Here is a 3,398-nt window from a genome sequence, read left to right on the forward strand (position 1 = left end):
CTGGGCAGAGGCTGGAGTGGCGGGTGTGTCCGCCGCCTTCTGTGGCGCAAGGGGGTGGGGAGGCGCCGGGGCGGGGATGGGAGTGTGCGACGCTCAAGGCGCCGCGTGACTACGCCGAGCCGGGTGGGGAGACCATCGATGTGGCGCTGATACGGGCCACGGCCAAGGACGGGAAGCGGCGTGTCGGTTCGTTGCTTTTCAACTTCGGCGGCCCCGGGGCGTCGGGTGTCGGAACGCTGCCGGCGCTCACCAAGGAGTACACGACGCTGAATTCCCGTTACGACCTGGTGAGTTTCGATCCCCGGGGAGTCGGGGAGAGCGCGGGAGTGAAGTGTCTCGGTGACAAGGAGGCGGACGCTTACTATGCCGTTGATGGCACTCCGGACAATGCTGCCGAGGTGAAGGCGCTCAAGGCCGCGAACGATAAGTATGTGGCCGCGTGTGCGCGTAACTCCGGTCGGATTCTGCCGTATGTGGACACGGTGAGTACCGCGCGGGACATGGACCTCCTGCGTCAGGTCCTCGGGGACGACAAGCTCCACTACTTCGGCATGAGCTACGGCAGCGAACTCGGCGGTGTGTACGCGCATCTCTTCCCGAAGCGTGTCGGTCGCGTGGTGCTGGACGCGGTGGTCGACCCTACCGCCGATCCGTTCCAGAGTGTCCTCGGGCAGGCGAAGGGTTTCCAGCGGGCGCTGGAGAACTACATGAAGGACTGCGCCGGGCAGAAGGGCGGCAGCTGTCCGACGGGCCGTGGTGGCGCCGAGGGCACGAAGAAGATCAGCGATTTTCTGGAACGGCTCGATCAGCATCCGTTGCCGATCGGGAACGGTCGAAAGCTCGACCAGAACATGGCCACTACGGGCATTGTTGCGGCTCTGTACAGCAAGGAAGCCTGGCCCGTGCTGTCACAGGCGCTCACCGCGGCCATGGAGAACGGCGACGGTACGACGCTCGGGCGGCTCGCCGACGGCTATCGGGGGCGTGACCCCCAGGGGCGCTACACCAACGCGGACGCCGCGGGCCGGGCCATCAACTGCGTCGACGACCGACAGCGCTACACGGAGAAGGACGTACGCGCCAGGATGCCGGAATTCCGCAAGCTGTCGCCGGTCTTCGGCGAGTTCACGGCCTGGCAGCTGCTCTCCTGCTCCGGGTGGCCCGTGCAGGGCAAGACCGACGGGCCGGAGGTGTCCGCCGAGGGCGCGGAACCGATCGTGGTCGTCGGGGCGACCGGCGATCCGGCCACCCCGTACGAGGGTGCGCGCAAGATGGCCGCGCGGCTCGGCAAGGGCGTCGGCGTCAATGTCACGCTGCGGGGCGAAGGCCACGGCGGCTACGTCACGGGCAATCCCTGTCTGAAGAGGACGATCGACGGCTATCTCCTGGAGGGAAAAGTGCCGGCGGAGGGCACGACCTGTTCGTGACACGTTCGTACACGTCCGTATGCGACGTGTCGGTGCGTGCGGGCACGTTCGGGGCGTACGGGACGGCGGTGACGGCCGGTGTCGGGGTGCGCGGACCGGGGGTCCGGGCAACACCGGGCCCCCGGTTATCCGGTTGATGCCGCGGGCCCTCGGGGGAACAGTGGGGGCGTGATGCGCGGATTTGAGGAACTGGTGGACGAGGCCGCCGCGGTGTCGGTGGAGGGCTGGGACTTCTCGTGGCTGGAGGGACGGGCGACGGAGGATCGTCCCTCGTGGGGATACCAGCGAGGCATGAGTGAACGGCTGGGGCGCGCGTCGGCCGCGCTGGACATCCAGACGGGCGGCGGGGAGGTGCTGGCCGAGGCGGCGAAGCTGCCGCCCGCGATGGTGGCGACCGAGTCCTGGCCGCCGAATGTCGCGAAGGCGACCGCACTGCTGCACCCGCTCGGCGCCGTGGTGGTGGCGGATGCGGACGAGCCGCCGCTGCCGTTCGCCGACGGCGCGTTCGACCTGGTCACCAGCCGTCATCCGGTGACCGTGTGGTGGTCGGAGATCGCGCGGGTGCTGCGGCCCGGCGGTATGTACTTCTCCCAGCAGGTCGGGCCGGCCAGCGTGTTCGAACTCGTCGAGTACTTCCTCGGGCCGCAGCCGGAGGACGTGCGGCGGGCCCGCCATCCCGAGGACGCGCGGCGCGCGGCCGAGGAGGCCGGGCTCGATGTTGTCGATCTGCGGTCGGAGAGGTTGCGGATCGAGTTCTTCGATGTCGGGGCGGTGATCTATTTCCTGCGGAAGGTGATCTGGATGGTTCCCGGGTTCACCGTTGAGCGGTACCGGGACCGGCTGCGGGAACTGGACGCGCTGATCCGGCACGAGGGACCGTTCGTGGCACATTCGGCACGGTTTTTGATCGAGGTGCGGAAGGCGGGGTGAGCGGTGCTGGGGCGCCGAGGGGCGTACCGGCGCGGTCACGACCGCCGTCGCGGTCGGCGCGGGTGCGGAACGCCCTGCGGGCCGCACCGGCCTCACCACCCCAGCCGGTCTCCCCACCCACACGTCCCAGGGCCCGCGCTACCGCTCCATCCGTCCCACTCCACCCCCACACCACCCGCCCTACGCACCGCCCCCGCCCTCCCTCGCCACCGTGTGGCGGGCCGCTGAGGCGAGGGTGGTGTGGGCCTCGTGGGTGGTGAGGCCGGTGTGGCGGGCGGCTTCGGTGAGGGCGGTGGTCAGTTCGTCGCCGAGGCCGGATTCGTAGGCGCGGCAGGCGGCCCAGAAGAGGCGGGCGTTGCGCTGGCCCCTGGGGGCGGTGTGGACGAAGCGTACGAGGGCCGAAGCGGGGTGCGGGTGGTCGCTCGGGCTGGGGGTGTGCGCCGGTGGCGCGAGGAGGTCCAGGAGTGCGCGGGGCGCGGGTGCGGGCGTGCGGGGCGAGCCGGGCGCGAGGACATAGCGGCCGCGGAGGGTGAGGGAGCCGGGCCCTACCAGGTAGCCGCCGAAGCCGCGGATGTCGATGCCCGGGGCGAGGCGTCCGACGGAGTTGGGGACGCGTGGGGACGGCGGTCCGGTGAACCAGAGGTGACGGCCGCCGCTCGGGGTGAGCACTGTGACGGTCGGGGGCAGCGGGAAGTGGTGCTGCGCGGCGAGCAATGTGAGGGCGGTGAGGCTGTCGGTGCCGTTCTTGGTGTCGAGGTCGACGCCGATGAGGTGGTGCGGGGGCAGGCCGCAGGCGATGCCGTACCCCGTGGCCCAGGGGGCGGTGGCGAAGAGGCGCCGGACGGTGAACGGGTCGGTGGTCGCGTCGTGCACACCGTGTCCCGGGCGGCCGCAGGCGCCGCGGCAGGGTGGGTCCTCCAGGTGGTCGCGGTGCGGGGAGCGGATGGCCGGGAGTTTCGTACGGCTCAGGGGGATGACGGCGTAGCCGCGCTCGGCGGCGGCGAGCGCGTGGGCCAGGGCGGTGGTGTGAGCGGTGGCGGT

Annotated in this window: 3 protein-coding genes; 2 read left to right on the top strand and 1 reads right to left on the bottom strand. The window is 70.8% G+C overall.

The annotated features are described in order from the left end of the window. Both AC51EU_RS28785 and AC51EU_RS28790 read left to right on the top strand, forming a co-directional pair. The coding region (locus tag AC51EU_RS28785; protein ID WP_496270024.1) for an alpha/beta hydrolase at nucleotides 1-1,427 on the top strand (1,427 nt) is incomplete at its 5' end. 171 nt (nucleotides 1,428-1,598) lie between these two features. Beyond that, the gene (locus AC51EU_RS28790) at nucleotides 1,599-2,357 is read left to right on the top strand and encodes a class I SAM-dependent methyltransferase (RefSeq protein WP_496270025.1); all 759 of its coding nucleotides are present in this window, start codon (nucleotides 1,599-1,601) and stop codon (nucleotides 2,355-2,357) included. 180 nt (nucleotides 2,358-2,537) lie between these two features. Here the strand turns inward: AC51EU_RS28790 and AC51EU_RS28795 are convergent. Beyond that, nucleotides 2,538-3,398 (bottom strand): bifunctional DNA primase/polymerase (locus AC51EU_RS28795; protein WP_496270026.1); only part of this gene is annotated, 861 nt, incomplete at its 5' end.

The organism is Candidatus Streptomyces philanthi (assembly GCF_059553635.1).